Source organism: Ferriphaselus sp. R-1 (assembly GCF_000746095.1).
In the GTDB taxonomy this organism is placed as follows: Bacteria; Pseudomonadota; Gammaproteobacteria; order Burkholderiales; family Gallionellaceae; genus Ferriphaselus.
The window spans coordinates 443,139-465,728 of sequence record NZ_JQKP01000001.1 but is presented as its reverse complement, the minus strand read 5'-3'; the positions used below and the strand labels follow the sequence as shown (position 1 = coordinate 465,728).

The following is a 22,590-nucleotide window of genomic DNA, read 5'->3' as shown; positions in this document are numbered from 1 at the left end:
TAGGATGTCGAGTTCCTCGGTGACACGCTTCAGCTCCCGTTTGAGCTTCGATAGCTCGCTCTCTTCCGTCACCTTTGGTCGACCGGGCTCGCGGAATACGCCACCATTCGCCTTGAATTGCGCCTGCCACTTGTAGAGCCGGTTGCGTGCAACACCCAGTTCCAGCGCTAGTTGCGTCCCCGGCTTTTGCCCCAATTCCAGCAACCGCACTGCCTCGCGCTTGAATTCCGCACTGAACCGCTGCCGCTGCCTCTCCGGATTTACCTTGCCTTTTCCCTTGCTTTCCATTGAACACCTCCTTCATTAACTGTCTCCTATTGAAGTGTCCGTTAAAGGCGGGTTAGCTCAGGCTGTTCCCAGTTCTCAGGCACATGCTATCTTGACCCTAAATTGGCAACCCATAGCTGAAAAAAGCGGCCTGATGACAAGTGATGAAGTTCGTATTTCCAGTATTGCTGATGCGGCTGAGCTCGTAAGGTTGATCAACATGGCATATCGCCCGACACACGACTCTGTCGGTTGGACGCATGAAGCAGATCTGGTCAATGGAAATCGAACCAGTCTCGACCAGATACATATGATCTTGATGAAACCGAACTCCGTGACGCTATCCGGTCTCGCAATGCCTGATCCAGCACCCTCATGCGCACCAGGGGAGGTGGTGCCTTCAGCCCGCATCGCTGGTAAAAATCCAGGTCGCCGGATGAGCCCCCCTGTATTGCGGCCACCAGATCAGTCAGGAGCCCTTTGCGTCCGTCGAGCCATTTGCTGTCCAGTCCGGACACGGGTAACTGGCGAGGGTAGAGGTCAGAGTTCGGATGGTTCGCAATCCAATCCAGCATCTCTGCCAGCCGACGAAAATCGGCATCGCCATAGTCTGCGAGAACATCAAAATATCGCGACAACTGCTGCGCCAGTACCGGCCAGCGAGCAGTGAGCGCCCGGTTGCGCGACTGAGCACGCTCCCACCGTACGGATTCACCAACCCACATTGCAACATCTTCAGGGCCGCGCAACGCCAGCTTCTCAGGCAGTCGCTGGATGCCAAGTGCTTTCCACCGGCGCTCACACCAGGATAGGGTGCCGACGCCTTGCCAACTTTGCCATGCACCCACCCAAGCGCGAACGCCGTCGACTTGCCTCAGTGCAGCCTGCTCCGTTGGTATGCCGAGCTGAACTTCCAGCGGCCATTGGCTCTCGCTTGCATCACCGATCAACCACTCGCGGTGCTTGCTTTGAAAGCGACGGGCAAGAAACTGCCGAACATCTTCAGGAAGCTTCAATGCTAGCCTCCTCTCGAGCGTGCTCTGGCAGCTTCAACCGCTGATGGTCACCGTCGTACTCGATCAGCAGCACGCCTGATACGCGCCGATCGCTGATATCCACGAAGCAAGCACCTCCGATGAATGGCTCAAGGGTCATGACGGACTTCAGCGGCGTAGCGACCACCATCTGAAATCCGAAATTGGTAAAGATGTTCATCGCCAAAGCGGTGAACTCGTTGTCCGCCTTGTCAAAGGCTTCATCCAGCACGACGGGCGCATACATCGGTACGCCGTGGTCGTTCCCGCCCAGTTGATATCGCAGCGCTGCAGCCAAGCACGTGGTGGCCAGCTTCTGCCGTTGGCCTCCCGACTTACCTGCTCCGCTGCGGTAGACCTCGACCTCGACGCCGCTTTCATCGATTTCCCGTCCGATGAACTCTACATGTTGTCGAACGTCGAGCACAGTCTCACGCCAGCGTTTCTACATATCGGCTGTCCATGTCTCGTCTGTGTCAGGTGGCAGCCTGTTTGTCGGCCTGGTGTTTCAGCATGGAAATTACCGTTGGCCGGGATCGGAAACCTACCTGCGTGAAGTATGAGCGCATTCTCGAAAACGCTGTCGATTTCTTGAATGGGGGCCTTGAATTGCTATTCGCAAGTAATTTCTCGAGCCAAACAGCAAAAGTTGCAGTTGTCTCTATCCAAACATCCGTCGAGCTATTGGCAAAGTATCGAATGGTTCGGGAAGCGGGACTCCAGTCAATTGTTCAAGGAAAGCTGCCGTCGAAGAACCTCGATCAAGCTGTGAAGGAGGCCAAATTCAGCACACTTGGATTCGGGAAGGTTCTCGACTTAGTTGGTGCGATCGAAGGATTGACGGATGATGAGAAAAGACTCATCAATGAACTTGTAAACATTCGAAATGATCTCGTTCATTTTGCATCAGAGGTCGATCCTGAGTCGGTGAAGCTTAGCTGTGTTCACATTTTGGCGCGAGTCTTGTCAATATTTGCACTCGGTGAAGCGCGCGATATTGGTGAAATGGCGGACTACCGCCTATTATTAAGCGAACAAAACTTCAACAAGTTGATCAATTTCGATCCCTACCGCGCAGAGGCCGTTGATGCGGCGCTTGAGAGTCTGGATGCAGAAAAAGTTTTTAAGTGCTACATGTGTGGCAATGAAAGTTTTTGCCTAAGGGCTTCGGAAAATTACTTCTGCCACTGCTGCGGCTTCAGCGTGGTCAGCGATGCCATTGCGTTCGCTGCTTGCGATGCTTGCAGCTCCGTTGATCGGGTCTTCTTCGATCCGCTGAACACGACCAACAATATGCACTATGGAAAGTGCATGGATTGCGAGGTCAAGCAATGGGTGTGGGAATGCCCGGACTGTGGTTCTGTTGTCTCTCAGGTAGATGGGAAAGCTCGCCGAGCATGCACCTATTGCTAAATACGTTGTACTTAACCTCCTGTCGGAAAAGCTGAAACGTAACTCGCAGTATAAGGACAAGGCAGCAAGAATCTGGCAGGATTGCCATCATGAAAAATCCTAATCAAGAACTCCTCTATCGTAGGATGCGCCAACATCAGTCCCAATGGCAGCTGACAAATGGCCTGTATTTGCCGCACAGCTATGAGCCCCCTCGCCAATTGTCTTGGTGGGACGATATTGGCTTCATCCTGAACAGGCGCCGAGTGATGGTGTGGTGGATTCATCCACGCATGAGCTATGCCGATGCCATAGAAGAGCTAGCATGGGAGACAACCGTTACCATGCCAAAAGAGTTTCCAATGTTATTGGGGCATGAGCCCAGTCAGAAAATCTGGAAAAAGGCGGGAAGGTCTCGAAAGAAAGTTGTCGGCTACCAAGCTCAACCTCAATCAGAGGCAAGGCGGGAACACTATGACAAGCTATTCGCCACCGAAAATCTCCTGAAGGCCAAGGGTATAGACTTCGAGGTTCGTCCATCCATGTCCGTCAAAGCATATTCGTGGGGACGTGGCGTTGAGCTATGTGTTCCGGTAGAGGTACGTAATGAGCAAGAAGCACAGAATATGATCAGTCTTGTTCGCCGTCTTCTCAAACGGGAGGTTTCGTTGGCCTCCCAATTCTCAGGCTATCGGTATGGCCAACAAGAGTGGCTGGCAGAGTCAGACCAGCGAGAAGGCTGACAGTTGATGTTCTCCTGATAATTCCCTGTTTCATTGCGTTGGCAAATTTAAAGAAAGTGCCTGAAAGTTGTGTCGTGATTGGCTTTTGGCTAGCGAGGACCAACGGTGGTGAGGTAGAATTCATCTAATTCGCTGTAAATTACCCTGTTGGCGGGGTAAATAGCAGAGACAAACGGGGCGATGACTCATTGCTCCGCCAAAACACGAAGCCCGTTGAGATTCAACGGGCTTTTTGTTTTCCTGAAGACTGCCTCTGCTTGGCCGAGCCGCTCAACGGGCCCGGTCTGCCAGGCAACAGGCGAGCGCAGTTTGCCATGCGGGGCTGCTCAGGCCGAAGTGTTGCTGCAGTTTTTGGTTGGATAGCCGGGAATTGGCCGGACGGGGCGCAGCTAGCGGGTATTGTCCGGTATCGATCGGTATCATCTTCACTGCGCGTTCGGGCAGCCCTTGCCGGATGATCTCGGCGGCGAAGCCGAACCAGGAGGTCTCGCCGCCATCGGTCAGGTGATACAGGCCGGACAGGCTGGCGGCGTGTGCTGGATCGAGCAAGGGCGAATGCAGTTGCGTCAGCAGCTGCGCGGTGGCTTCGGCCAGGTTGCGGCACCAGGTGGGCGCACCGATCTGATCGGCCACCACACGCAGCTCCTCCCGCTCCTGCCCCAGCCGCAGCATGGTCAGCATGAAGTTGTGGCCGCGTGCGCCATACACCCAGCTGGTGCGCAGGATGAGATGCTTGCAACCGGACTCGCGCACCGCGATCTCGCCTGCCAGCTTGGTCTTGCCGTACACGCTCTGCGGATTCGGCAGATCGTCCTCGTCATACGGGCCCGGCTTGGTCCCGTCGAACACGTAGTCGGTGGAGTAATGCACCAGCCATGCACCGAGTCGCTTGGCCTCTGCGGCCAGAATGCCGGGGGCGATAGCGTTGACTTGCAGCGCCAGATCGGGCTCAGCTTCGGCCTTGTCCACCGCCGTGTAGGCCGCCGGATTGACGATGATGGCGGGCTGCAGTGCCCGCACATAGGCGCGCACTGCCTCGGCATCGCACAGATCCAGGTCCGCCATGTCGACCCCGACCACCTCACCCAACGGTGCCAGCGTGCGCAGCAACTCCCAGCCGACCTGCCCCCGGGCCCCGGTGACCAGGATCTTTCTCATGCGAACACCTCGGCATCCTTGAGCCGACAGGCGGTCTGATCCTTGGCCGACAGGGTCGGCTGCGCCCCGCCCAGTTGCCAGTCGATGGCCAGCTCCGGATCGTTCCACAGGATGGAGCGCTCGTGCTCGGGTGCCCAGTAGTCAGTGGTCTTGTACAGGAATTCGGCATACTCGGAGAGCACCACGAAACCGTGGGCGAACCCCGGCGGGATCCACGCCATGCGCTTGTTGTCCGCCGAGAGCCGCAGGCTGACATGCTGACCGAAGGTGGCCGAACTGCGGCGAATATCCACCGCCACGTCCAACACCTCGCCCGCGACCACGCGCACCAGCTTGCCCTGCGCCTGCCGGACCTGATAGTGCAGGCCGCGCAAGACGTGCCGTGCGGACCTGGAATGGTTGTCCTGCACGAAGTTGGTGGTGATGCCGGTCAGCTCGGCAAAACGACGCTGGTTGAAACTCTCGAAGAAAAAGCCACGCTCGTCACCGAACACCGTGGGTTCGACAATGAGCAGGTCGGGGATGGCCGTGGCGACGATCTTCATGGCAGCTCAGTGCTCGCGCAGGAGGCGCTTGAGGTATTGCCCGTAGCCGTTCTTGGCCAATGGCGCGATCAATCGCTTGAGTTGCGCGGCATCGATATAACCACGGGTGTAGGCGATCTCTTCCGGGCAGGCGATCTTGAGTCCCTGGCGCTTTTCCAGCGTCTGGATGAACAGCGAGGCCTCCAGTAGTGATTCGTGGGTGCCGGTGTCCAGCCAGGCATAGCCGCGCCCCATCATCTGGACATCGAGCTTGCCCCGTTCGAGGTAGATCTGGTTGACGGTGGTGATCTCCAGTTCCCCGCGTGCCGAGGGCTTGATCGATTTGGCGATCTCGACCACGTCGTTGTCATAGAAATACAGCCCGGTCACGGCGTAGCTGGATTTGGGGTGCTGTGGCTTTTCTTCGATACTGAGCGCCCTGCCGCTCGCATCGAACTCCACCACGCCGTAGCGCTCGGGATCCTGCACGTGATAGGCGAATACGGTGCCGCCTGCGGTCTTGGCCGCTGCTTCTTGCAGCTTCTTCTCGAAGCCGTGGCCATAGTAGATGTTGTCGCCCAGCACCAGCGCACAGTGGTCGTTGCCGATGAACTCTTCGCCGATGATGAAGGCTTGCGCCAAGCCGTCGGGCGAGGGTTGTACGGCATAGCTGAGGTTCAGCCCCCATTGCGCCCCATCACCCAGCAACTGCTGGAAGCGCGGAGTGTCTTGCGGGGTGGAGATGATGAGGATGTCGCGTATCCCCGCCAGCATCAAGGTCGAGAGCGGGTAGTAGATCATCGGCTTGTCATAGACCGGCAGGAGTTGCTTGGAAACGGCCTGGGTCACGGGGTACAAGCGTGTGCCGGAACCGCCGGCGAGGATGATGCCTTTCATGCCGCACTCCTTTGGGCGTAGTTCTGACTGATCCAGTGTTGATAGTCGCCGCTCAACACGCCATTCACCCAATCCGTATGGTCCAGATACCATTCCACGGTCTTGCGCAATCCTGTCTCGAAGGTCTCTTGCGGCTTCCAGCCGAGGTCGCGTTCGATCTTGCTGGCGTCGATGGCGTAGCGTTTGTCGTGGCCGGGGCGGTCTTGCACGTAGGTCTTGAGGCGGGCGTGCGGTGCGCCTTGGGGATGCAGTTCGTCGAGGATGGTGCAGATCGCGTCCACCACGTCGAGGTTGGTCTTTTCGTTCCAGCCGCCGATGTTGTAGGTCTCGCCCAGGGTGCCGCGTTCGAGTACGAGGCGCAGGGCACGGGCGTGGTCGTCGACGTACAGCCAGTCACGGATGTTGTCGCCTTTGCCATAGATCGGCAGCGGCTTGCCGTTGACGGCGTTGAGGATCATCAGCGGAATGAGTTTTTCGGGGAAGTGGTACGGGCCGTAGTTGTTGGAGCAGTTGGTGGTGACCACCGGCAGGCCGTAGGTGTGATGCCAGGCGCGCACCAAGTGGTCGCTGGAGGCTTTGCTGGCGGAGTACGGTGAGTTGGGTTCGTAGGCGGTGTCTTCGGTGAAGAAGCCCTCTTCGCCCAGGCTGCCATAGACTTCGTCGGTGGAGATATGGTGGAAGCGGAATGCGGCTTTCTTGTCGCCTTCCAGTCCGTTCCAGTAAGCGCGTGCGGCTTCCAGCAAGGTATAGGTGCCGACGATGTTGGTCTGGATGAAGTCCGCAGGCCCCGTGATGGAGCGGTCCACATGCGACTCGGCGGCCAGGTGCATGATGGCATCCGGCTGGTGCTCGCGGAACACCCGCGCCACTTCAGCCGCATCGCAGATGTCCACGTGCTCGAAACGGTAGCGCGGATTGGCCGCCACCGAGGCCAGCGAGGCCAGGTTCCCCGCATAGGTCAACTTATCCAGATTGATGACCGTCGCATCGGTCTCGCCAATCAACTGACGCACCACCGCCGAACCAATAAATCCGGCACCTCCTGTGACTATTATTCTTTTCATCGACTCTTTTTCCATACTCCAATGACAGCTTTACACGGCGAGCTCCCGGCCCACCGCCGAACATAGGCCTATGCCGTTTGACCGGCCTTTCCACCCGAGCGGCGCGCAACCATCCCGTCAGTTCTCCGGGCTGAGTGGCCGCGCGACCGTGATGAAAGTAGGCGTGCGATTCACCTGGATATCGGCATGGACCGCCTCCACCACCGGGGAATTGGTCGACATCGAGGCTTCCCACTGAATGATGAAATTGGCCCCGGAGCCGCCTTCCGACTCCTTGCGCTCGACGAACAACTCCAGTGTCCCCATGGGAGCGACAGTCCGGGTCGTCGGCAGAAACTCTTTCAGCAACTTGCCCTCGGTGCTGTAATAACGCGCCGAACTGACCCGGATGGGCACCTTGTGGCTGGTGTTGCGTATGCTCACCAAGGCCGACATCAACGTCTGTTTCGGCCTGCCATCGGCATTCATGTCGCCATACCAGATATGCGAGTAGATAGGCAGGTAGAGTACCTGCCCGCGCGATAACTCATCCGCCTGCGCTGACACGGCTCCGAGCAACAGGCCCGCACACAACAATGACTTCCAGTCCGGCATCGTCCGTCTCCTCATCAAAATCGGCCAGTGCGCATTCTACGGAACTTTGCCGGCGAAACGAACCCGCTTGCGCCAGACATAGATCACCCGGATGCGCCACAGCATGCGCACACCCACGTAGCCGAACAAGGCCAGGGTCAGCGCCAACAAGGGCAGGCCGATCAGGAATGGGCGCCCCAGCAGGGCCATCCAATCCATCACGGCCACATTCCAGTCATGCCAGTGCATCTCCGGCAACACGACAGAGGGGGCAGCGGCCTCACCGCCCTGCCCTATGGCCCAGGCACCGTATTCGTATGCCACCACATAGAGCGGTACGATGGTGAGCGGGTTGGTGTAGAGCGTGGCGAGCAAGGCAACCGGCAGATTGACCCGAAACAGGATGGCCAGCGATGCCGCGCAAAGCATCTGCACCGGGCCTGGGATCAAGCCGCAGAACAGCCCTGCCGCCACGCCGCCCGCCACCGAGCGACGGTTGATGTTCCACAGGTTCGGGTAGTGCAGCCAGGTAGCCAGCGGGCGCAACCAGCGATTGGCCAGCAGGCTGTCGTAACTCGGCAAACGGGAGCGGATGGCTTTACGCATGGTCGCATTCTAGCAGGGTGCAAGGTCTGGTCTGGTGCGATGCGGTTGACACTCTGCATTACAGAGCAATAAACTCTGCATCACAGAGTAATCAAACGGAGTCCCCATGCCCCACACCGCAGCCCGGCAACTTGATGCCATCCATTCCATGCTGTCCGCCGGAAGGCGCAGCCTGCGCATCGAGCGCCACAGCCTGGTGCTGTGGGGCCTCGCCTGCGGCGGGCTGATCCTCGGCAGCGATCACATCCTGACACCGGAGCAACTCCCCGACCTGAACCAGCGCGCCTTGGCCTGGCTAGCACTGCTCGTCGTCACACTGGCGGGTGTCAGCCTGCTCGACTGGCAGCTCACCCGCCGCGTCAAACAGGCGCGCGACGAGGCTTGGTCGTTCATCCACCGCCAAGTGCTCAAAGTGTGGTGGCTGCTGATGGGGCTGGGCGCGCTGATGACTTTCGCCATGTTTTTCTACGGCGGCGGCTACATGGTGTTCGCCGCCTGGCTGGTGTTGATCGGGCTGGGGCTATACGTGCACGGCCTGTTCTCGGAAGAACTGGTGGAATGGGTCGGCGGCTTCATCATCGCCATCGGCATCGCCATGCTGGCCTTCCGCCTCAGCTACACCGACACCCAATACGTCGCCGCCTCCACCCTCGGCCTCGGCTTGCCGCTGCTGGCCTGGCTGCTGGATGGCGGCAAACAGCGCCCGGCCTGGTTGCGCCTGGCGCAGGCACTGGGCTGGTTGCTGTGCGTGCTGATGCCGCCGCTGCTGGCGCAACGGGCGGCCAACGCCCACAAACCGCCGCCGCTCCCCGTCGTATCTGTGGAGGAATTCCGCCGGCATCCCGCCGCCAACCAGATCGTCAATCTGCCCGCTGGCAGCCGCATTCCGGTAAAGGTCGAAGTATCCGGCGACATCTTCCAACCCAGCGCGGAATCGGTACTGCCGCTGGTACTGGCCCAGCCGCTGGAGCTCGCCATGCAAAATGGCCAGCCCACTGGCGACTGGCGACGACCCGGCGAGGATTGGGCGCTGGCGCGTGAAACGCGCTGGATCAGCATCCCCTGGCTGAAAGCCGAGATCAGCCCGCAGGGTGGCCCACAAGTGCGCACCAGTCTTATCGTCGAGACCCATCACCCCCGTTAACATCAGGAGAACCCCATGAAGAACGCCCTGCTGCTCACCCTGCTTGCCGCCAGCCTATCTGCCTGCGCCGGACTGACCCCGCCCAGCACCAACGAACTGGCGCAAGCGCCGCGCATCGAGTTCGGCCAGCCGCTACCTGCAGGCGACAACTACATCCTGCACTACCCGGCGGGTGTGCCGCTGCCGATCTCCACCGTGGTGGACGGCGTCCTGTTCGAGCAAAGCGCCACATCCACCCTGCACGTCGTGCTCAAGCATGAGATTTTCGTGTTTCGTCGCCATGCCAGCCTGGACGGCAAGACTTGGCAGCCCGCCAACGAGCTGATTGAAACCAAGCTGGAACTGCAGATCCCGCAAAAGGATGGCAGCAAGGCCGGGCTGCTGCACATGACACTCAACCCGAAGCAGGCAAACTGATGGACGCTCTCGACCCCCTGCTGCACCAGCCGCTGCGCACCCAGCTCGCCGCCTATCTGGCGGGCGCGGGCGAGGCGACCTTCACCGACCTGAGGCGCCAGCTCGACGTATCCGACGGCAATCTGGATTCGCATCTGAAGAAGCTGATCGCCGCCGACTACATCAGCGTGCGCAAGGAAAGCGGCGGCGTGCGCCCGCAGTCGTACTACGCGCTCACCGTGATCGGCCAGCAGGCCTTGCGCGACTACGTCGCCGCGCTGCAACGCCTGCTGACTTTCGATCAGGGCGCACCCGCAGCGAACTGGCAGGCGACCGTCCCAACCTGAGCGCACGCTGATGGCGGCCAGCGCCTTCCCCGCCGCATCGCGGCCACCGCCGCTGCCACTTTTCATCGCAGCAGCGGCGCTGTTCCATCTCGCCGTTCTGAGTTGGCTGCCGCCAATGCGCGCCGCGCCGCCAGCCCTGCCGCGTCCGCTGGAAGTCCACCTCAGCGCGCCCGAACCGCAAGCCTGGCTACCGCCCCGCCCGACATCTGCCCGGACCGAGACGGTGCTGACCGCCCCTGCTGCTCGCCATCGCCCGGCCATCACGACCACCTCGCCTGCGCCTGCTCCCCCCGTCCCGCTGCGCGCGGCCACCGACTGGCGTGAGACTAGCCACGCTGCCGTGCTCGAAGCGGCCCGTGAGGCCGAGCACACGCAGCAGGCACAGGAACACACACCGCTGGCCGAACTGATGCGTGCCCTGCAACAACCGCATAGCGAAAGCCGACTGGCCAACGGTCTGCTCAAGATCACCACCGAGTCAGGCCGTAGCCTGTGCTATCAACCCCCACCGGCCTTTGCCCGCGATCTGTCCGGCCTGTACGGCATCCCCACCACCTGCCCCTGAGCGCACGATCTTTCCAACCCGCCCTTACCTTCGCGTGCATTCAGCGCTACGCTACGCACATGATTCCCTTCACACTTTTCTTCGCCGCCGGAGTCTGGTGGCTACAGCAACAGGCGACCTTGCCGGAGCCGCTGGTCGGCTGGCTGGCAGCGGCACTGGCCCCGGCCTGGCTGTTGCCGCGTGCGGGGTGGCAACGCTTCCTGCGCTGGCCGCTGATGGCCGCTCTAGCCTGCTCGCTGGGAGTGTTCCACGCCGCCCTGTTCGCTGCGCATCGCCTGGACCAGGCCCTACCCGCCGACTGGCAAGGGCGCGACATCGAAGTGGTCGGCGTGATCTCGGAGCTTCCTCATCGGCACGAGCGCGGCTGGCGGTTCGTGTTCGATGTCGAGCAGGTGCTGACACTCGGCGCGACTCTGCCCGCACGCCTCCAACTCGCCACCTACGACTCCGCTCAGGACGAACCGCTGGACCTGCACGCCGGAGCACGCTGGCAACTGACGGTACGCCTCAAACGCCCGCATGGCAGCGCCAACCCTTACGGTTTCGACTACGCAAGCTGGCTGCTGGAACGCGGGCTACGGGCCACCGGCTACGTCTACCGCAAAGGCACGAACATGCGCGTGGCGGAACTGGCCCCGGGCTGGGGCTACCGGATCGAGCGCTGGCGCGAAAACATACGATACCGCTTCGAGCGTCTAGGGCAGCCGCCGTCTTGCGGCGCAGCGAACTGCCCCGATCTGGCTGGCCGCCCCGCGCCAGTTGCCGCCCCCTACCTCGGCGTACTCATCGCACTCGCCATCGGTGATCAGGACAGCATTCCCGCCGCACAGTGGCAGGTGTTCACCCGCACCGGCGTGAATCATCTGATGTCCATCTCCGGGCTGCACATCACCATGTTGGGCGGACTCGCCTTCAGCGTCGTGTATCAGCTGTGGCGGCGCAGTCGTCGGCTCACCCTGCACTTCCCGGCACGCAAGGCCGCAACTGTCGCTGGATTGCTGGCGGCGCTGGCCTATGCCCTGCTCTCCGGCTTCGCCGTACCGGCTCAGCGCACGGTGTACATGCTGGCGGCAGTTGCGACGGCACTGCTGACTTCGCGCAACGTCGCCCCGTCGCAACTGTTGGCAGCGGCACTGTGGGCGGTGCTGCTGGCTGACCCATGGGCCGTACTGGCACCGGGGTTCTGGCTCTCGTTCGGCGCAGTCGGCCTGATCCTGTATGTCACGACGAACCGTCTGGAGCTGCGCCACCCCGACACCAGGCTGGCCCGGCTGCTGCGCACACTGCGCGAATATGGCCGTGTACAGTGGGCGCTACTGATCGGGCTCATCCCTGCCCTGCTCGCGCTGTTCCAGCAAGTCTCCCTGGTGTCGCCCCTAGCCAATGCCTGTGCCATTCCGCTCGTGAGCTTGATCGTCGTGCCGCTTACCCTAGCAGGTGCGGTGTTGCCGTTCGACGGTCCCTTGTGGGCGGCGCACCGGGTGATGGCGACGCTGGGCGAGGCACTGTCCCGACTGGCCGAGCTGCCTGCGGCGATATGGATACAGCATGCGCCACCGCACTGGGCGGTCATACTCGGCTTAGCCGGAGCACTGTGGGCCCTGCTGCCGCGAGGCTTCCCTTCACGCTGGCTGGGGCTGCTGATGCTGCTCCCCCTGTTCCTGACCCATCCCGCGCTACCTGAGCCGGGCACCTTGAACGTACTCGTGTTCGATGTCGGGCAGGGCACGGCGGTCGCGGTACAGACTCACGGTCACGCCCTGCTCTACGACAGTGGTCCGGATTACTCCGGTGAGGCCGACAGCGGCAACCGCATCCTCGTACCCACCCTGCGGGCGCTGGGCATCAGCCGGCTCGACCGCCTGGTGCTCAGCCACGACGACATCGACCACACCGGCGGCGCTGCCTCGGTGATGCAGGCCATGCCGGTCGCCGAGGTCGCCTCATCGCTGCCGGAAAACCACCCCTTGCTGCACTCGATCAGGCATACCCGCTGCGCCGACGGCCAACACTGGGTCTGGGATGGCATCGAGTTCGGGTTCCTGCATCCGGCTGCCGACGCGCCTCCCGGCAGGAAAGCGCACGACAACGACCAGAGCTGCGTGTTGCGCATCCGCACCGGGACGCACAGTGTGCTGCTGGCGGGCGACATCGAGAAGAACTCGGAGGAGCGCTTGCTGCAAACCCACGCCGACGACTTGGCCGCCACCCTGCTGGTCGCCCCGCACCACGGCAGCAAAAGCTCGTCGCACGAAGAGTTCGTCGCCGCCACCCAGCCCGACTACACAGTGTTCACGGTCGGCTATCGCAATCGCTTCGGGCATCCCAAGGACGAGGTCGTCGAACGCTACCGCATGATGGGCAGCACGCTGCTGCGCTCGGACGAAGACGGTGCCGTACTGGCGGAGATGGATGCCCGGCAGGTCACCGTCGAACGCTGGCGACACACGCACCGGCGCTATTGGCACGAGTAATCCTGCGCCGGAATCCGTACAATCGCGCCCTATCGCAAACTATCCGAGCCCATCATGAGCAAATCCGCCCGACTCGTTCCACTCCTCATCGCTGCCTGGGTCGGCGGACTCTGGAGCATCGGCTATCTAGCCGTGCCGGTGCTGTTCCATGCACAGCCGGACCGGCAACTGGCGGGCATGCTGGCGGGCGAGATGTTTGGCCGGGTGGCGTGGCTGGGGATGGCCTGCGGCGGCTATCTGACGGGGTACTGGCTGGTGACAGCGGGCGCGGCGGCCTGGCGGCAGACCGCGTTCCGGCTGGTATTGGCCTTGCTGGCACTGACACTGGTCACACATTTCGGCTTGCAACCGGCGATGAACGCACTGAAGGCACAAGCGCTGCCGCTGGAAGTGATGAAGAGCCCGCTCGCGGGCCGGTTCGGCCTGCTGCACGGCATCTCCAGCCTGCTGTACCTGCTGCAAAGCGTGCTCGGGGCCTGGCTGGTGCTGGCGAAACCGGTCAGTCGCTCAAACTGATCGCGCGGTACACCACGTCCAGCACGACGATCTCTTCCCAGCCGTCAGGCACCTGCAGCCGCACACTGTCGTCCACGCGGGCCTTGATCAGCGCCCGCGCCAGCGGCGAGACCCAGCTCACCAAACCGCACCCGGCGTTCGCCTCGTCCACACCGACGATGCTGTAAGTGGCTTCACGGCCATCGCCGCGCTCCACTGTCACCGTCGCGCCGAAGAACACCTGGTCGCAGTCGCCGCGCGTAGCAGGGTCTACCACATGGGCGTTCTCCAGTCGCTTGCGCAGGAAGCGCACCCGCCGGTCGATCTCACGCAGCCGCTTCTTGCCGTAGATGTAGTCGCCGTTCTCGGAACGGTCACCATTGGATGCGGCCCAGGTGATGGTCTTCACCAGCTCGGGCCGTTCGCGCTTCCACAATTGCTCCAGCTCATCCTGCAAGCGCTGGAATCCTGCCGGCGTGATGTAGTTCTTGGTGCCCGCCGGTAATTTCAACGACGGAGGCAGCTCGTCGTCCTCGTCTCCGTCGGACTCTTTGGTGAATGCCTTGCTCATGTGCGGATCGTGCTAGCCCAGCCGTGGATCGCTGCGGATGAAACGCTCGAACTCATCGGCGGGCAAGGGACGGCTGAAGTAATACCCCTGGATCTCGTCACAGCCACGCATGCGCAGGAAATCCAGTTCGGCCAGCGTCTCCACGCCTTCGGCGATGACGCGCAGATCGAGACGATGCCCGAGGCTGATGATGGAGCGCACGATGGCCGCATCGCTGCTGTCGACCTCGATGTCGCGCACGAACGACTGATCGACCTTCAGCTTGTTCACCGGCAAGTTCTTGAGATAGTTCAAGCTGGAGTAGCCGGTACCAAAGTCATCGATGGAAAGCTGGATGCCCATCTCATGCATCCTGGTGAGGAACTCCATCGCGGCCTTGGCATCGCCCATCATGATGCCTTCGGTGATCTCCAGCTCCAGATCGCCGGGCTCCAGATGGTTCTCGGTCAACACCTCGCGCACCAACTCGATCAGCGAAGGCTGCAACAACTGGCGGATGGACAGATTGACCGCCACCGGGAACACCGGCAAGCCGCGCCGCCGCCACTGCGACAGTTGCGCGCAGGCGGTGCGCAACACCCACTCGCCCAGCGCCACGATCTGGCCGGTCTCCTCGGCCACCGGGATGAACTCGGCGGGCGAGACGCGGCCACGCTCGGGATGGTTCCAGCGGATCAACGCCTCCGCGCCGCACACGACACCGGAAGTCAGGTCGGCTTGTGGCTGATAGTGCAGCTCGAATTCACCTTTGACGAGTGCGTTATGCAGGTCGCGCTCCATGCCGAAGATGCGATTGGCACGGAAATTCATCTCCGGTTCGAAGAACTGGAAGTTGTTGCGCCCGTCCTCCTTGGCGCGGTACATCGCCACGTCCGCATTCTTGACCAGAGTGTCACTGTCCTGCGCATCTTCGGGATACAGGCTGATACCGATGCTGGCATGGGTGGCGATCTGGACACCATCGATGAGGTACGGCTCGCCGATGGACTTGATGAGTTTCTCCGACACCTTGGTCGCGCCGGAACTGTCCGCTTCGCGCAGCAACACCACGAACTCGTCTCCGCCCAGACGGGCCACCGTATCGCCCTCGCGCACGCATTCCTGGATACGCTTGGCCACAGCCTGCAACAACTTGTCGCCGACCGTGTGCCCCATCGAATCGTTCACGTATTTGAAACGGTCCAGATCCATGAACAGCAGGGCGAAATGGCCGCCGTCGCGATGCGCAGCCGCGAACATCTGCTCTAGCCGGTCATGCAACAAGGTGCGGTTGGGCAGGCCGGTCAGCACATCGAAGAAGGCCAGTTGCTGGATCTCCTGCTCGGCCCTGATCCGGTCGCTGATGTCGCGGGCGATGGAAACGTAATGGGTGACCACCCCCTCGTTGTTCCAGACCGAACTGATCGACATCCATTTGGGATACAGCTCACCGTTCTTGGCCCTGTCCCAGATCTCGCCTTCCCAGTTCCCCGTGTTGATGAGGGCGTCCCACATCTCACGGTAGAAGTTCCGGTCCTGCTTGCCCGAGGAGAGCAGATTCGGGTTGCGCCCCATCACCTCGGCCGCCGTGTAGCCAGTGATGCGGGTAAAAGCCTGGTTGACCGCCACGATCTGGGCCTTGGCATCCGTGATGACGATGGCTTCCCGGCTGCATTCGAACACCCGGGCGGCCAGGATCTGGCGTTCTTCCACCATCCGTTGCTCGGTGATGTCGTACACCACGCCGACGGCCCTGAGCGGCTTCTTGTCGACCCCGAAATCGATCTGGGCGGTTTCGTGCACCCATTTGATCTCGCCACGCACCAATATCCGGTGCTCGACATCATAAGGTGCCCCTTCCAGAGCCGACTGCCAGGCATGGACGACCAGTTCGATGTCCTCCAGATACACGGAGTCAAGGAAATCCTGTAGCGCCAATGGCCGGCCCGGTGTCACTCCGAAAATGCGGAAAGCCTCTTCTGACCATTCCAGGCGGTCATTGGGTATGTCCAGGGTCCAGCTCCCCATCTTCGCCACCGACTGCGCCCGCCGCAAGTTGGCTCCGCTCTGCTCCAGCGACTCGCTGGCCTGGATGCGCTGGTAGTTGAACGCCGTCAGGAACAGTGCCGTCACCCCCATCACCAGGTTGTAGCTCCACAGCTCCCGGATGCTCTCCTGCGAGACCGGCGAGAAGGCCCCTTGCTCGAACACCATGCCCAGAATGGAGAACAGGAACACCAGCGACGAAGACATCATGGTGTGGCGCATATTGAAGCGCAGAGCGGCCCACACGATCAGCGGCAGGAGGATGAAGGGGCCTACGACCGTGCCCAGCAGGTAACGCGACAGATCGCTGAACACCAGTAGACTGAACAGCACCAGCAGCAGCATGTGCAGCCCGGCCTCGCGCCGCAACACGGGTGTCCAGCGCATCGGTTTGTGCTTGGCCCAGGCCAGCAACTGAGAGGTGAACATGATGATGCCCACCGTATCGCCCATCCACCAATACACGAATGCGGGTACCACTTCACGCGTCGAGATCAGCCCGTTCAGGTCCAGCCAGAGGATTCCGTTCAGCGCACTGGGCAACGGGCTGACCGTGGCCGCGAACAAGAGCAGGACGATGTCCCGGTTGTCCTGCAATGCGATACGGAAGTTCAGTCGATGCAACATCCAGACGGCGAGTGCAGCCTCCAGCGTCGCCCCCAGAGAGATCTCGGCGGAGACCAGCCAGCCCGTCTCCAGATTCCCCAGCAGCGCCCCCACGAACACCGCTGGCAACATCCGGCTGCCGTAGAGCAACACTGCCGCCACCGCGATCCCTGATGGCATCCAGAACAGCGTCACCGAGTGACCCATCAAGGCGAACAGCAGTCCGACCCTGGCGGCAACGAAATAGAGCAGCGCTATCGCAACCAGGCGCTGCCAGTCTTCCCCGGTGTATTTGAATTGGTTCAAGCGTTCTCCAGCGAACAAAGATGCGGGCTTCTCGCCCCTATCGACAAAATACCCGACAACTTTACATGAGACTGCAACAATCTCCGCCGACAAAGAACGATGCCCGCTACAGCGGGCACCCTCGTTCCATCCATGCCAGTCACTGGCTCCACTACCCTCTCAACGCCGCGAGGACCTCTTCCAGCATCTTCTTGGCATCGCCGAACAGCATGCGGTTGTTGTCCTTGTAGAACAGCGGATTATCCACGCCGGCATAGCCGGAAGCCATGCTGCGTTTCATCACGATGGAGGTCTTGGCCTTCCACACTTCCAGCACCGGCATCCCGGCGATGGGGCTGCCCGGCTCTTCCTGCGCGGCTGGGTTCACGATGTCGTTCGCACCGATCACGATGGCGACATCGGTGTCCGGGAAGTCGGCATTGATCTCGTCCATCTCCATCACGATGTCGTACGGCACCTTGGCCTCGGCCAGCAGCACGTTCATGTGGCCGGGCATACGGCCCGCCACCGGGTGGATGCCGAAGCGCACGTTGACACCCTTCTCGCGCAGCAGCTGGGTGATCTCGTTGACCGTGTGCTGAGCCTGCGCCACCGCCATGCCGTAGCCCGGCACGATGATGACGCTCTTGGACTCGCGCAGCAGTTCTGCCGTCTCGGTAGCGCTGACGGGCGCGACCTCGCCCGCCGGTTGCGCCACATCGCCCGACTTCTTGGCCGGGGCCCCGCCACCGAAACCACCCGCGATCACGCTGAAGAAGTTGCGGTTCATCGCGCGGCACATGATGTAGGACAGGATCGCGCCGCTTGATCCCACCAGCGCGCCGGTGACGATCAGCAGGTCATTGTTGAGCATGAAGCCGGTGGCCGCCGCCGCCCAGCCGGAGTAGCTGTTCAGCATGGACACCACCACCGGCATGTCCGCGCCGCCGATGGCCATCACCATGTGGATACCGAACAGCAGGGCGATGACGGTCATCACGGTCAGCGCGGTCATACCCGCATTGACGGATTCAGCATGCAGGAACTGGTAGCCGAACACGATGACCAGCAGCAAGCCCGCCAGATTCAGGAAGTGGCGGCCCGGCAGCAACACTGGCTTGCCGCCGATCTTGCCGGACAGCTTGCCGAAAGCCACCAAGGAACCGGACAGCGTCACCGCACCGATCAGGATGCCGAGGTAAGTCTCGATCTCGTGAATGGCCTTTTCGGCGCTGGACAGGTTCAGCGCGGCCATCGGGTCGATGTAGTTGGCGAAACCAACCAGACATGCGGCCAGACCGACCAGGCTATGCATCAGCGCCACCAGTTCCGGCATCTGGGTCATCTGCACCTTGCGCGCGGCGTACAGACCGACACTGCCGCCGACCAGCATGGCCGCGATGATCCACGGCAACCCGGCTGCCGACACGCGCGGGCCGAACACCGTGGCCAGCACGGCAAGGGTCATGCCTATCATGCCGTAGAGATTGCCGCGACGCGAAGACTCGGGGTTGGACAGCCCGCCCAAGCTCAGAATGAACAGGATGGTCGCGCCGATGTACGAGACGGTCGCCAGACTTGAAGACATCATGATTTATCCTTATTTGCGGAACATAGACAGCATGCGCCGGGTGACCGCGAAGCCGCCGAACATATTAATCGCGGTCAGCACGATGGCCAGCACCGCCAGGCCGCGTATCCAGCCCTCGGGGCGATCCATGAAGTTGCCCAAGAAGGTCTGCGGCGGCGCAACCTGCACCAGCGCACCGATGGCGATGATGCTGGAGATCGCATTGGTCACGCTCATCAGCGGCGTGTGCAGCGCCGGTGTGACGTTCCACACCACCATGTAACCCACGAAACAGGCCAGCACGAACACCGTGAAATGGCCGAGGAACGCTGCCGGGGCATACGCGCCGATGAGCAGGAACAACAGTGCGCCGATCCCGAACACCATCGCCAATGAGCCGACGGACATCGGTTCGCTGGCTGCGCCGTGGCCTTTGGCGGCAGGTGCGGCGACCGGCTTCTCGGCAGGCTTGGGCGCAGCGGCAGGCAGTTTGGGCGCAGGTGCGGGCCAGGTGATCTCGCCGTCCTTGATGACCGTCAGGCCGCGTATCGCATCGTCTTCCATGTTGACGTTGATGATGCCGTCCTTGGTCTTGCACAGCTCTTCGGTCAGGCGGAACAGGTTGGTGGCGTACAGCGTGGACGATTGCTTGGCCAGGCGCGAATTCAGGTCGGTGTAGCCGACGATGGTCACGCCGTGCTTGACCACCACCTGACCGGGTTCGGTCAACTCGCAGTTGCCGCCGCGTTCCGCCGCCATATCGACGATCACGCTACCGGGCTTCATGCTTCGTACCATCTCGGCCGTGATCAGCCTGGGTGCAGGCTTGCCGGGAATCAGCGCCGTGGTGATGATGATGTCCACTTCGCGCGCCTGCTGCGCGTACATCTCGCGCTGCGCCTGCTGGAAGCCTTCCGACATCACCTTGGCGTAGCCGCCACCGCCGCCGCCCTCTTCCTCATAATCGACCTTGACGAACTCGCCGCCCAGCGACTTGACCTGGTCGGCCACTTCGGCGCGGGTATCGTTGGCACGCACGATCGCGCCCAGACCGGCTGCCGCACCGATGGCGGCCAAACCGGCCACACCGGCACCGGCGATGAAAACCTTAGCTGGCGGAACCTTGCCCGCCGCCGTGATCTGGCCGTTGAAGAAGCGGCCGAACACGTTGGCCGCTTCGATCACAGCGCGATAACCGGCCACACCCGCCTGCGAGGTCAGCGCGTCCATCTTCTGGGCGCGGGAAAGCATACGCGGCAGGCAGTCGATGGCCAGCACCGTGACCTTCTGCGCCGCCAGTTGCTGCATCAATTCGGGATTCTGCGCGGGCCAGACGAAGCCGATCAACACGCTGCCCGCACGCATCAGAGCGACTTCCTCCGGGGTCGGGACAGTCACCTTGAACACGACATCGGCACCCGCCCACAACGCAGCCGCACCCTCGATGATCTCCGCACCGGCGGCGCGATAACTGTCGTCACTGAAATTGGCTGCGTCACCCGCGCCTGATTCGACCGCGACACTGAAACCCAGCTTGATGAGTTTCTCAACGATCTCGGGAACTGACGCGACGCGCTTCTCGCCTGCACGCGTTTCCGCAGGTATGCCTATGCGCATGAAGCCTCTCCTCTGGTATTTGGAAAAACGCCCGGAAGACCCGGGCGGATTTGTTTTTTATGGCGCGGGATTATACGACCTTTTTGCAGGGATGGGCGACCTGCCGCGCCGCGCTCCCGCACCTCACGCGTTATACGTGGTCGAGGCCACCTTGCCGCCGCTGCCGATCCAGTCGGTGTGGAAGAACTCGCCGCGCGGCTTGTCCACGCGCTCGTAAGTGTGCGCACCGAAGTAGTCACGCTGGGCTTGCAGCAGGTTGGCGGGCAGACGGGCGGTGCGGTAGCCATCGAAATAGGCCAGCGCCGAGGAGAACGCCGGAGTGGCGATGCCCAGTTCTACGCCGAGGATGACCGCCTTGCGCCAACCGGCTTCGGCCTGACGCATGGCGTTGATGAAGTAGTCGGCCAGCAGCAGATTGTCCAGTTCGGGATTCTTTTCGTAGGCCGCCTTGATGTCGCCCAGGAACTGGCTGCGAATGATGCAACCGCCGCGCCACATCAGCGCGATCTCGCCGTAATTCAGCTTCCAGCCGTATTCCGCCGCCGCTTCCTTCAACAGGCGGAAGCCTTGGGCATAGGAGATGATTTTGGCCGCGTACAAGGCATCGCCGACGGCGGCGATCATCGCTTGCTGGTCGCCAGAGAAGGCGGTTTTCGCCTTGGGCAGGATGGCCGCCGCTTTGACGCGCTCGTCCTTCTGAGCCGACAAACAGCGCGCGAACACCGATTCCGCGATCAGCGTCAGCGGCATGCCCATGTCCAGCGCGCTGATCGCCGTCCACTTGCCGGTGCCCTTCTGCCCGGCGGTATCGAGGATCTTGTCCACCAGCGGCGCGCCGTCGGTGTCCTTGTAGCCCAGAATATTGGCGGTAATCTCGATCAGGTAGGAACTCAGCACGCCGCGATTCCACTCGGCGAACGCCGCTTGCATCGCGTCGGCACTCAGCCCCAGCCCTTCGGACAGCAGTTGGTAGGCTTCGCTGATGAGCTGCATGTCGCCGTATTCGATGCCGTTGTGCACCATCTTGACGTAGTGCCCGGCGCCCTGCTCGCCCACCCACTCGCAGCACGGTTCGCCGTCGGCCTTGGCGCTGATGGCCTGGAAGATGGGTTTGACCGCCGCCCAAGCTGCCGGATTGCCGCCCGGCATGATGGACGGACCGTGACGCGCGCCCTCTTCACCGCCGGACACACCAGTGCCGATGAACAGGATGCCCTGCTCCTTCAGCGCGTCGGTGCGGCGATTGCTGTCGGTGAACAGCGAATTACCGCCGTCGATGATGATGTCACCCGGCGACAGCAGCGGCACCAGTTGAGCGATGTAGTCGTCCACCACGGAACCAGCCTTGACCATCAGCATCACCTTGCGCGGCGAGCTCAGGCTGCCGACCAGCTCTTCCAAACTATACGTCCCGACGACCTGCGTGCCCTTCGCGGCATCCGCCAGGAATTCGTCCGTCTTGCTGCGGCTGCGGTTGTACACCGCCACCTTGAAACCATGGTCGTTCATGTTCAGCACCAGGTTCTGGCCCATCACGGCCAAACCGATCAAACCGATATCTGCTTTCATTGCGCGTCTCGTTGGGGGTTGGATTGCGACGGATACTATCACAGCGGAACCCGAGAGAAGTCAGCCCGGACGACAGCCGGACAGCCTCTTCCGAGTCGGGGAATGCAAAAGGGCGATGCCATGGCATCGCCCTCCTGTGCTGACTCGATCAACGATCAACCGACCAGCTTCTTGCACTCCTTGTAGCATGCTGCACAAGCTTCCATGCATGCCTTGCATTCGGGATGCTTCTCGGTCTTCTTGCACTCTTCCTCGCAGTCCTTGCAGATGTCCATCGCCACTTTGGCGTAGGCGGCCAGGCGCTTGGAATTGAGCGCGGCCAGTTTTTGCAGGGCCGCACACGCCGCTTCGACCTGGCTGGCACTGTTGGCGCACGCCGCAAGATCGGTCTCGCCCTTGCCCAGAGAAACAAGGCAGTGACTCAGACAAAGCTGTGCCTTGGTGACGCAGTCTGCCGCCGCTTCGATCAGCTTCTGATTGGGATTGCTGCCATGGTCATGCGCCATATGCTCATGCCCTTCGGCAAACGCACGGCCAGCAGTCAGCGTTGCCGCCATTGCTGCCGTACCCATCAACATTTCCCTACGATTCATGATATTTCTCCTTAGAGGATGCCCAGCGGGCTGGGTGAACGATGGTAACCGGGCCAACCACCCCGGCCCAAACGG

The 22,590-nt window shown here is 61.6% G+C and carries 23 protein-coding genes; 8 read left to right on the top strand and 15 right to left on the bottom strand.

The window, feature by feature from the left end; all coding sequences use genetic code 11:
- From DM08_RS02490 to DM08_RS02480, 3 genes are all read right to left on the bottom strand, one after another.
- A partial coding sequence (locus DM08_RS02490) for a transposase (protein ID WP_035382987.1) occupies positions 1-288 on the bottom strand: 288 nt, incomplete at its 3' end.
- A 254-nt stretch (positions 289-542) separates the two neighbouring features.
- Positions 543-1,283: a DUF3322 domain-containing protein gene (locus DM08_RS02485; RefSeq protein WP_202593354.1), complete on the bottom strand. Its 741-nt coding sequence runs from the start codon at positions 1,281-1,283 to the stop codon at positions 543-545.
- Positions 1,270-1,728 carry an SbcC/MukB-like Walker B domain-containing protein gene (locus tag DM08_RS02480; protein WP_035382986.1) on the bottom strand — a complete coding sequence of 153 codons (459 nt, stop codon included), beginning with the start codon at positions 1,726-1,728 and terminating at the stop codon, positions 1,270-1,272. Before DM08_RS02480 ends, DM08_RS02485 begins: the two co-directional genes overlap by 14 nt.
- Positions 1,729-1,814: 86 nt before the next feature.
- On the opposite strand from DM08_RS02480, the gene DM08_RS02475 reads away from it, so the two are divergent.
- Together DM08_RS02475 and DM08_RS02470 are read left to right on the top strand one after the other, a co-directional pair.
- Positions 1,815-2,714: a hypothetical protein gene (locus DM08_RS02475; RefSeq protein WP_152555757.1), complete on the top strand. Its 900-nt coding sequence runs from the start codon at positions 1,815-1,817 to the stop codon at positions 2,712-2,714.
- A gap of 89 nt (positions 2,715-2,803) precedes the next feature.
- Positions 2,804-3,436, top strand: a complete 633-nt coding sequence (locus tag DM08_RS02470) for a hypothetical protein (protein WP_035382984.1) — start codon at positions 2,804-2,806, stop codon at positions 3,434-3,436.
- Positions 3,437-3,706: 270 nt separating this feature from the next.
- Here DM08_RS02470 and rfbD read toward each other — a convergent pair whose 3' ends face one another.
- The 6 genes from rfbD to DM08_RS02440 all read right to left on the bottom strand — a co-directional run bounded on the left by rfbD (position 3,707) and on the right by DM08_RS02440 (position 8,258).
- On the bottom strand, positions 3,707-4,594 hold the full coding sequence (rfbD, locus tag DM08_RS02465; RefSeq protein WP_035382983.1) for a dTDP-4-dehydrorhamnose reductase: 888 nt from the start codon (positions 4,592-4,594) through the stop codon (positions 3,707-3,709).
- Complete coding sequence (rfbC, locus tag DM08_RS02460) at positions 4,591-5,139, bottom strand: dTDP-4-dehydrorhamnose 3,5-epimerase (RefSeq protein WP_035382982.1); 549 nt, start codon at positions 5,137-5,139, stop codon at positions 4,591-4,593. Before rfbC ends, rfbD begins: the two co-directional genes overlap by 4 nt.
- 6 nt (positions 5,140-5,145) lie before the next feature.
- The gene (rfbA, locus tag DM08_RS02455; protein WP_035382981.1) at positions 5,146-6,015 is read right to left on the bottom strand and encodes a glucose-1-phosphate thymidylyltransferase RfbA; all 870 of its coding nucleotides are present in this window, start codon (positions 6,013-6,015) and stop codon (positions 5,146-5,148) included.
- On the bottom strand, positions 6,012-7,079 hold the full coding sequence (gene rfbB, locus DM08_RS02450) for a dTDP-glucose 4,6-dehydratase (protein WP_035382980.1): 1,068 nt from the start codon (positions 7,077-7,079) through the stop codon (positions 6,012-6,014). The genes rfbA and rfbB overlap by 4 nt, the downstream gene beginning before the upstream one ends.
- Before the next feature lie 117 nt (positions 7,080-7,196).
- Positions 7,197-7,673: a DUF3124 domain-containing protein gene (locus DM08_RS02445; RefSeq protein WP_051937740.1), complete on the bottom strand. Its 477-nt coding sequence runs from the start codon at positions 7,671-7,673 to the stop codon at positions 7,197-7,199.
- 36 nt (positions 7,674-7,709) lie between these two features.
- Positions 7,710-8,258, bottom strand: coding sequence for a DUF2062 domain-containing protein (locus DM08_RS02440; RefSeq protein ID WP_035382978.1), 549 nt, complete (start codon positions 8,256-8,258; stop codon positions 7,710-7,712).
- A 106-nt stretch (positions 8,259-8,364) separates the two neighbouring features.
- Here DM08_RS02440 and DM08_RS02435 point away from each other — a divergent pair, with 106 nt between their 5' ends.
- From DM08_RS02435 to DM08_RS02410, 6 genes are read left to right on the top strand one after another with little or no spacing between them, the layout of a single operon-like run.
- The gene (locus DM08_RS02435; RefSeq protein ID WP_035382977.1) at positions 8,365-9,402 is read left to right on the top strand and encodes a hypothetical protein; all 1,038 of its coding nucleotides are present in this window, start codon (positions 8,365-8,367) and stop codon (positions 9,400-9,402) included.
- Between the two features lie 15 nt (positions 9,403-9,417).
- Complete coding sequence (locus tag DM08_RS02430) at positions 9,418-9,819, top strand: hypothetical protein (protein WP_035382976.1); 402 nt, start codon at positions 9,418-9,420, stop codon at positions 9,817-9,819.
- Complete coding sequence (locus DM08_RS02425; protein WP_051937739.1) at positions 9,819-10,145, top strand: transcriptional regulator; 327 nt, start codon at positions 9,819-9,821, stop codon at positions 10,143-10,145. Before DM08_RS02430 ends, DM08_RS02425 begins: the two co-directional genes overlap by 1 nt.
- A 10-nt stretch (positions 10,146-10,155) precedes the next feature.
- Positions 10,156-10,710 (top strand): flagellar biosynthesis protein FlhF, encoded by a 555-nt coding sequence (locus DM08_RS02420; protein ID WP_035382975.1) that lies wholly within the window; start codon positions 10,156-10,158, stop codon positions 10,708-10,710.
- A 59-nt stretch (positions 10,711-10,769) separates the two neighbouring features.
- A complete protein-coding gene (locus tag DM08_RS02415; protein WP_035382974.1) occupies positions 10,770-13,184 on the top strand; it encodes a DNA internalization-related competence protein ComEC/Rec2 in 2,415 nt (804 codons plus the stop codon).
- A 54-nt stretch (positions 13,185-13,238) separates the two neighbouring features.
- Positions 13,239-13,700 (top strand): DUF4149 domain-containing protein, encoded by a 462-nt coding sequence (locus DM08_RS02410; protein ID WP_035382973.1) that lies wholly within the window; start codon positions 13,239-13,241, stop codon positions 13,698-13,700.
- Here DM08_RS02410 and greB read toward each other — a convergent pair.
- The 6 genes from greB to DM08_RS02380 form a co-directional block, all read right to left on the bottom strand.
- A complete protein-coding gene (gene greB, locus DM08_RS02405) occupies positions 13,684-14,250 on the bottom strand; it encodes a transcription elongation factor GreB (RefSeq protein WP_035382972.1) in 567 nt (188 codons plus the stop codon). The two genes, DM08_RS02410 and greB, sit on opposite strands and share 17 nt — an antisense overlap.
- Positions 14,251-14,262: 12 nt before the next feature.
- Entirely contained in the window at positions 14,263-17,187 is a 2,925-nt protein-coding gene (locus DM08_RS02400; protein ID WP_051937738.1) for a bifunctional diguanylate cyclase/phosphodiesterase, read from the bottom strand.
- 151 nt (positions 17,188-17,338) lie between these two features.
- The gene (gene pntB, locus DM08_RS02395; protein WP_035383069.1) at positions 17,339-18,754 is read right to left on the bottom strand and encodes a Re/Si-specific NAD(P)(+) transhydrogenase subunit beta; all 1,416 of its coding nucleotides are present in this window, start codon (positions 18,752-18,754) and stop codon (positions 17,339-17,341) included.
- 12 nt (positions 18,755-18,766) lie between these two features.
- Positions 18,767-20,353 (bottom strand): Re/Si-specific NAD(P)(+) transhydrogenase subunit alpha, encoded by a 1,587-nt coding sequence (locus DM08_RS02390; protein WP_035382971.1) that lies wholly within the window; start codon positions 20,351-20,353, stop codon positions 18,767-18,769.
- Positions 20,354-20,476: 123 nt separating this feature from the next.
- Complete coding sequence (gene gnd / locus DM08_RS02385) at positions 20,477-21,922, bottom strand: decarboxylating NADP(+)-dependent phosphogluconate dehydrogenase (RefSeq protein ID WP_035382970.1); 1,446 nt, start codon at positions 21,920-21,922, stop codon at positions 20,477-20,479.
- Positions 21,923-22,077: 155 nt separating this feature from the next.
- Positions 22,078-22,515, bottom strand: coding sequence for a four-helix bundle copper-binding protein (locus tag DM08_RS02380; RefSeq protein WP_035382969.1), 438 nt, complete (start codon positions 22,513-22,515; stop codon positions 22,078-22,080).
- Positions 22,516-22,590: the final 75 nt, after the last annotated feature.

Excerpts from the sequence above, each read along its gene's own strand:
- DM08_RS02475 (WP_152555757.1), top strand. The coding sequence starts at position 1,815 with ATGGAAATTACCGTTGGCCGGGATCGGAAACCTACCTGCGTGAAGTAT.
- DM08_RS02470 (WP_035382984.1), top strand. The coding sequence starts at position 2,804 with ATGAAAAATCCTAATCAAGAACTCCTCTATCGTAGGATGCGCCAACAT.
- rfbD (WP_035382983.1), bottom strand. The coding sequence starts at position 4,594 with ATGAGAAAGATCCTGGTCACCGGGGCCCGGGGGCAGGTCGGCTGGGAG.
- rfbC (WP_035382982.1), bottom strand. The coding sequence starts at position 5,139 with ATGAAGATCGTCGCCACGGCCATCCCCGACCTGCTCATTGTCGAACCC.
- rfbA (WP_035382981.1), bottom strand. The coding sequence starts at position 6,015 with ATGAAAGGCATCATCCTCGCCGGCGGTTCCGGCACACGCTTGTACCCC.
- rfbB (WP_035382980.1), bottom strand. The coding sequence starts at position 7,079 with ATGAAAAGAATAATAGTCACAGGAGGTGCCGGATTTATTGGTTCGGCG.
- DM08_RS02445 (WP_051937740.1), bottom strand. The coding sequence starts at position 7,673 with ATGCCGGACTGGAAGTCATTGTTGTGTGCGGGCCTGTTGCTCGGAGCC.
- DM08_RS02440 (WP_035382978.1), bottom strand. The coding sequence starts at position 8,258 with ATGCGTAAAGCCATCCGCTCCCGTTTGCCGAGTTACGACAGCCTGCTG.
- DM08_RS02435 (WP_035382977.1), top strand. The coding sequence starts at position 8,365 with ATGCCCCACACCGCAGCCCGGCAACTTGATGCCATCCATTCCATGCTG.
- DM08_RS02430 (WP_035382976.1), top strand. The coding sequence starts at position 9,418 with ATGAAGAACGCCCTGCTGCTCACCCTGCTTGCCGCCAGCCTATCTGCC.
- DM08_RS02425 (WP_051937739.1), top strand. The coding sequence starts at position 9,819 with ATGGACGCTCTCGACCCCCTGCTGCACCAGCCGCTGCGCACCCAGCTC.
- DM08_RS02420 (WP_035382975.1), top strand. The coding sequence starts at position 10,156 with ATGGCGGCCAGCGCCTTCCCCGCCGCATCGCGGCCACCGCCGCTGCCA.
- DM08_RS02415 (WP_035382974.1), top strand. The coding sequence starts at position 10,770 with ATGATTCCCTTCACACTTTTCTTCGCCGCCGGAGTCTGGTGGCTACAG.
- DM08_RS02410 (WP_035382973.1), top strand. The coding sequence starts at position 13,239 with ATGAGCAAATCCGCCCGACTCGTTCCACTCCTCATCGCTGCCTGGGTC.
- greB (WP_035382972.1), bottom strand. The coding sequence starts at position 14,250 with ATGAGCAAGGCATTCACCAAAGAGTCCGACGGAGACGAGGACGACGAG.
- pntB (WP_035383069.1), bottom strand. The coding sequence starts at position 18,754 with ATGTCTTCAAGTCTGGCGACCGTCTCGTACATCGGCGCGACCATCCTG.
- DM08_RS02390 (WP_035382971.1), bottom strand. The coding sequence starts at position 20,353 with ATGCGCATAGGCATACCTGCGGAAACGCGTGCAGGCGAGAAGCGCGTC.
- gnd (WP_035382970.1), bottom strand. The coding sequence starts at position 21,922 with ATGAAAGCAGATATCGGTTTGATCGGTTTGGCCGTGATGGGCCAGAAC.
- DM08_RS02380 (WP_035382969.1), bottom strand. The coding sequence starts at position 22,515 with ATGAATCGTAGGGAAATGTTGATGGGTACGGCAGCAATGGCGGCAACG.